This is a genomic window from Methanospirillum sp. (assembly GCF_028679455.1).
GTDB lineage: Archaea > Halobacteriota > Methanomicrobia > Methanomicrobiales > Methanospirillaceae > Methanospirillum.
The window spans coordinates 1-4,429 of the sequence record NZ_JAJRBM010000170.1; the positions used below are offsets into that span (position 1 = coordinate 1).

Below are 4,429 nucleotides of genomic sequence, written 5' to 3' on the forward strand. Positions count from 1 at the left end.
CTATATTCGGCCATATATATTGAATGAGGTGGTCTGGATTGAAGGATGACCGGATCTACCTGAAGCATATTTTAGATGAAATTCAATTTCTGGAACGAATATCTGACCAGAAAACATACGATGATATCATTCATGATGATTACTTTTCTCATGCGGTACGAAGCGCTCTTGAGGTTATCGGCGAAGCATCAAAGAATGTGTCAGATATTGTAAAAGATAACCATCAGGATATCTCCTGGCGAGAGATGGCAGCACTTCGTGATCGTATCATTCATGGATACTTTTCTATCGACTATTCTATCGTCTGGAATGTCATCACAAAAGATATTCCTGAAATAAAACCAAAGATCTTCAGTCTGCTTAAAGAACTGGATAAACAGTATCCGGATTCGGACCTCTGACTGAATCCCTTTTGCCTTTTTACCAGAAACGTAGTGAGTGTGATTATTTCCAGTTATGCAGGTTCCGGTAGAGAATCCGGTGGGAAAAAGACTAATGAATAGGAATTGTATATAGTTACTGGTCTGTCTTCCCACTAAAACTGACGATGAGCTATATATCTAATATAGATAGTATTGAGGAATAATTCCCAGGAGTAGAGATATGATGAAAATTACTGATCTCCCATCAGAAATACGATTACATATCATTCCTCATTTTCAGATATCATCAATCTGGATCTTCGGTTCTGCTATCCGTGATGATTATTCCAATGATAGTGATATCGATCTGGTTGTAGAATTTATGCCCGGTGCACGGATTACCCTGCTCACGCTTGCGTCACTGCAGACCGATCTGGAGAAGGTTCTCGGGAGAAAGGTCGATCTTATCACCCGGAAGGCTATCGATGATTTCATGAATCCGATTATGAGGCACGAGGTTCTCTCAACTATGGTGAGAATCTATGGATCGTGATCTCTCTATTCTGGCAGATATCAGAGAGATGTGTTCAGATGCTATCACATTTCTTGGAGACAGGACCCGGGATGAACTCGCACAGGACAGACAACTCCAGTATGCACTCATCCGGTGTCTGGAAGTAATAGGTGAAGCGGCAAAATTCGTATCTTCTAATACAAAGGACAGATATCCGGAGATCCCATGGTCTCAATATGCAAAGACACGTGATTTCCTCATTCATTCATATGCGAAGATAGATCCGGATGTCATCTGGCAATCCGTAAAATATGATATACCCGAATTACTCCAAATTCTCAATGATGATCGTTCACCATAAGGGTATTATTCTCATATTCAAGAGGATATATCTTTAAAATCGGTCTATTCTTTTAATCCCTTATTATCGACATCAGCGAGAATCGGTTTTAAAATAGAGATTAATTGAGGTATCTCCTCTGTAACAGTCTTGTAGATCTGGATCTGGTTTATTCCCCAGTACTGATGGATAATTTTGTCCCGCATTCCGGTAATAAATCGCCATGGGATTTCCTGATATCTAACTCTGATATTTTCCGGAATTCCTTTTGCTGCTTCACCAAGAACCAGAAGATTATAAAGGATTGCTTCAGTCTTCTCTTCATTTATTGAGATATCGGAACTTGTAAGACCCTGTGTATAGGTGATGATCTTCTCTGCTGCAATGAGCATATCTTCAAGAAATACAAGGCCATCACGCGGTTCAGACATATTTGACCTCTGATAGAATCCGATTCTTAAGCCGTGGTTTTATTCCTTCGGCATCTACGAGGTCCACACGTGTTTGAAGAGTATCGGATAGAAATGCTTCAATTTCCATGAATCTGAATAATCCAGGAGGATCTGAGAACTCCACCAGGAGATCAACATCACTATCATCTGTCTGAGTGCCTTTCGTTACAGATCCGAATATTCCGATGCGGGTTATATGATACTGTTCAGAGAGCCGGGGCTTGAGTAATTGAAGAATAGATGTTATGGTATCTAATCTTGTTTTGTTATTCACTTGGACCATCCCCGTAAGTATCCTGATTATATGTTCTATGTCCTTGATTAGATAATAAGGTCATTGAAGGTATCAAATGGTGTGCTTCTACCATTTGTATAAAATGCCTATGAGGCAGCGCCTCATATGGGTTTTAGGATTACATACTCATCTATCCCAAAAAAAGATAGATCATAAAAATTTAAAACTGATACTTCAGCATATCAAATTTATTTTATAGAGTGACAAAAAGAAAATAAAATAATTACTATAAATTCGATACCTAGTTCTGCAAACAATTCACGTGAGAATTATTTATGAAGATTATTGGAATATGGGACATTTTTGAATCCGGTGCAAAACCATATGATAAATTTATAGAGTCCCATAGTGCTTTTTATTCCCAATTATCCAGATCTAATCTTCCGGAATCAGGAGTTCGGGTTATTCGATACGATATAAAAATGGTCCTATTCTAGCCGGAATCGCATTAGGTGCTGATGCAGATTTTTACATCCCTGAATGGGACTACATAGACACTGTTATGATATCTCCTGATCTGATAGAAATAACATCTTTTCATCGTAAAAACTCATTGTTCCAGGTACATGATGCAACATGTACTGAATCTGATGCTATTCTATTTCAGTGCAATCTTCAGAAAGAGCATTTAAAACTGTATCTTGGATCAATATCCTGGTATTTTCCGGATAATGTATCTATTGATGAAGTACATCTGGTTCCATACGATCCATTATGGCCTGCTATGGCAACTGCTTTCATTGATACTTTTTATAAAGAATTTGGTGCTGACATTATCACGAAAATGGAGCATTATGGGAGTACTTCTATTCCTGGAATGCCTGCAAAACCAATTTTAGATTTTTTAGTTGAAGTTTCATCATTACGAGAAGCCATTAAACGAATCGTTCGGCTAACTGATACTAAAAACTGGGAATATTGGTGGTATGGTGATCATATTACTCTCATAAAACGGGACGAAACAACCAGAATCCGAACACATCATATTCATATAACCACTTTTGAGAATAAAATCTGGAACAATGTTGTGTTCAGAGATCGATTACGATCCAATCCTGATCTAGCCAACGAGTATGCTGATCTAAAATACAGATTAGCAGAAGAGTTCAAAATTGATCGGGAAGCGTATACTAGAGCAAAAGGGGATTTCGTCAGAAAGGCGATGCATATCGATTCCGGTGTTTCAGGTCATAGTGAGAAATAGTCCCTCCTAAAAATCTCGAAGATCCGGCAGGGGATCTGGTATGAATGGTTTAGGTTTCATAGATGGTCGGGTATTTGTGGGTCACCAGATACCGGCAAGATTGTTTGTGGATCATTTGGATACGATCTGATACCTACAAAATTTCTGATTTTTTTTGTGTGGTGATTAGAGTTCACCGGTTTAGATCTCATCTATGGTCCCTGAAGGAATCAGGGTGATGATCTTTCTCTCTAATTTTGGAAATGTCTCCCACTTCTGTATGAGTGAGATCTCAAACTTCTCAAACTAGGTGTTCCAGTTGAATACACGGTCTATCGAGTCCTGGTTCTTTCTGCCCTATGCAAACCGGAACCGGTTTCCAGTATGGAACGGGCTTTCTAGAGCGCTTTTGTCGTTTGCTACCAAGAAAAGAGAGGTTCTTCTCCGGGTTCAGGTATCAGAGTACAGGATCGAGTTTCCGGTCCGCAGCGGGACTATCATCAGTATGATCGAAGTGATGATTAATATACCGGGAGGAACTCTAGATCCAAGAATGCAAGACCTCTGATGAGGTTATTGCTCCGGAGGTTGCAGCGATGCAGGTGAAGATCTATGCATACGGGCTACGGCTTCTTGGAAAGAGTTTATCATCCGGTGGGGTTGCGTACATCGAAGATGCCAGGGTTGATCCGGTTCCGGTCTGGGAGATTGTTGAAGGGTTGATTGATCGGATCCAGGAGAAGAGGTTCCCGGAAAAACCCGGGAAACAATGTGGAGGGTATGATTATTTCCAGATATGCAGGTATGGGTAACAGGATTTGATGGAAAAAAACAAAAAAGTTACGAATAATATCGATGTGATAATCTGTCAATCCCTAAAAATTGGTGAAGAACCCAAAGATTTTCTATATATATAATTTGGCCCTACTACAGATATACTTCAAATTCTTCGAGTGTAATCCCTGCCAGTTTCAATGCAAATCGAAGAGTTCCTGTAGCTAATTCATCATACATTGGAATAACAGTCCCAATTTTTCCTTCAGGAGTACTTTTTGAAAGGCGTACGTGACTACCCTTTCTGCCAGATATCTCAAACCCGAAATTCTTACAGAGAATTTTTATCGCTACTGCTCCGGAAACGGGTTTATTGGGTGGCAACAGATGCTACCTCAAATGTGGTAATCAGACTCCGGGATATAGGAGAAAGAGGAAACTCTTCCAGATATAGTTCGGTTGCTTCTTTGAGATTTTCAATTGCTTCCTCGATAGTGTTCCCTTGGCTC

At 39.7% G+C, this 4,429-nt stretch carries 9 protein-coding genes; 6 read left to right on the top strand and 3 right to left on the bottom strand.

Going from position 1 to position 4,429, the window contains the following annotated elements:
• The first annotated feature begins 38 nt into the window (after positions 1-38).
• From LUQ50_RS05775 to LUQ50_RS05785, 3 genes are all read left to right on the top strand, one after another.
• Positions 39-401 (top strand): DUF86 domain-containing protein, encoded by a 363-nt coding sequence (locus tag LUQ50_RS05775; RefSeq protein WP_300037540.1) that lies wholly within the window; start codon positions 39-41, stop codon positions 399-401.
• A 202-nt stretch (positions 402-603) separates the two neighbouring features.
• A complete protein-coding gene (locus tag LUQ50_RS05780) occupies positions 604-915 on the top strand; it encodes a nucleotidyltransferase domain-containing protein (protein WP_300037543.1) in 312 nt (103 codons plus the stop codon).
• Positions 905-1,237 carry a HepT-like ribonuclease domain-containing protein gene (locus LUQ50_RS05785; protein ID WP_300037547.1) on the top strand — a complete coding sequence of 111 codons (333 nt, stop codon included), beginning with the start codon at positions 905-907 and terminating at the stop codon, positions 1,235-1,237. The genes LUQ50_RS05780 and LUQ50_RS05785 overlap by 11 nt, the downstream gene beginning before the upstream one ends.
• A gap of 44 nt (positions 1,238-1,281) precedes the next feature.
• Here the strand turns inward: LUQ50_RS05785 and LUQ50_RS05790 are convergent, their stop codons facing one another.
• Together LUQ50_RS05790 and LUQ50_RS05795 are read right to left on the bottom strand one after the other, a co-directional pair.
• A complete protein-coding gene (locus LUQ50_RS05790; protein WP_300037550.1) occupies positions 1,282-1,647 on the bottom strand; it encodes a DUF86 domain-containing protein in 366 nt (121 codons plus the stop codon).
• Entirely contained in the window at positions 1,640-1,942 is a 303-nt protein-coding gene (locus tag LUQ50_RS05795; RefSeq protein ID WP_300037553.1) for a nucleotidyltransferase family protein, read from the bottom strand. The genes LUQ50_RS05790 and LUQ50_RS05795 overlap by 8 nt, the downstream gene beginning before the upstream one ends.
• A gap of 523 nt (positions 1,943-2,465) precedes the next feature.
• Here LUQ50_RS05795 and LUQ50_RS05800 point away from each other — a divergent pair.
• From LUQ50_RS05800 to LUQ50_RS05810, 3 genes are all read left to right on the top strand, one after another.
• Positions 2,466-3,167 carry a GrpB family protein gene (locus tag LUQ50_RS05800; protein ID WP_300037556.1) on the top strand — a complete coding sequence of 234 codons (702 nt, stop codon included), beginning with the start codon at positions 2,466-2,468 and terminating at the stop codon, positions 3,165-3,167.
• 298 nt (positions 3,168-3,465) lie between these two features.
• Positions 3,466-3,714: a hypothetical protein gene (locus tag LUQ50_RS05805; protein ID WP_300037559.1), complete on the top strand. Its 249-nt coding sequence runs from the start codon at positions 3,466-3,468 to the stop codon at positions 3,712-3,714.
• A 28-nt stretch (positions 3,715-3,742) separates the two neighbouring features.
• Positions 3,743-3,958 carry a hypothetical protein gene (locus LUQ50_RS05810; protein WP_300037562.1) on the top strand — a complete coding sequence of 72 codons (216 nt, stop codon included), beginning with the start codon at positions 3,743-3,745 and terminating at the stop codon, positions 3,956-3,958.
• Between the two features lie 115 nt (positions 3,959-4,073).
• On the opposite strand, the gene LUQ50_RS05815 is transcribed toward LUQ50_RS05810, so the two are convergent.
• Positions 4,074-4,304: a type II toxin-antitoxin system HicA family toxin gene (locus LUQ50_RS05815; protein WP_300037565.1), complete on the bottom strand. Its 231-nt coding sequence runs from the start codon at positions 4,302-4,304 to the stop codon at positions 4,074-4,076.
• Positions 4,305-4,429 lie beyond the last annotated feature (125 nt).

Excerpts from the sequence above, each read along its gene's own strand:
- LUQ50_RS05780 (WP_300037543.1), top strand. The coding sequence starts at position 604 with ATGATGAAAATTACTGATCTCCCATCAGAAATACGATTACATATCATT.
- LUQ50_RS05785 (WP_300037547.1), top strand. The coding sequence starts at position 905 with ATGGATCGTGATCTCTCTATTCTGGCAGATATCAGAGAGATGTGTTCA.
- LUQ50_RS05790 (WP_300037550.1), bottom strand. The coding sequence starts at position 1,647 with ATGTCTGAACCGCGTGATGGCCTTGTATTTCTTGAAGATATGCTCATT.
- LUQ50_RS05800 (WP_300037556.1), top strand. The coding sequence starts at position 2,466 with ATGATATCTCCTGATCTGATAGAAATAACATCTTTTCATCGTAAAAAC.
- LUQ50_RS05810 (WP_300037562.1), top strand. The coding sequence starts at position 3,743 with ATGCAGGTGAAGATCTATGCATACGGGCTACGGCTTCTTGGAAAGAGT.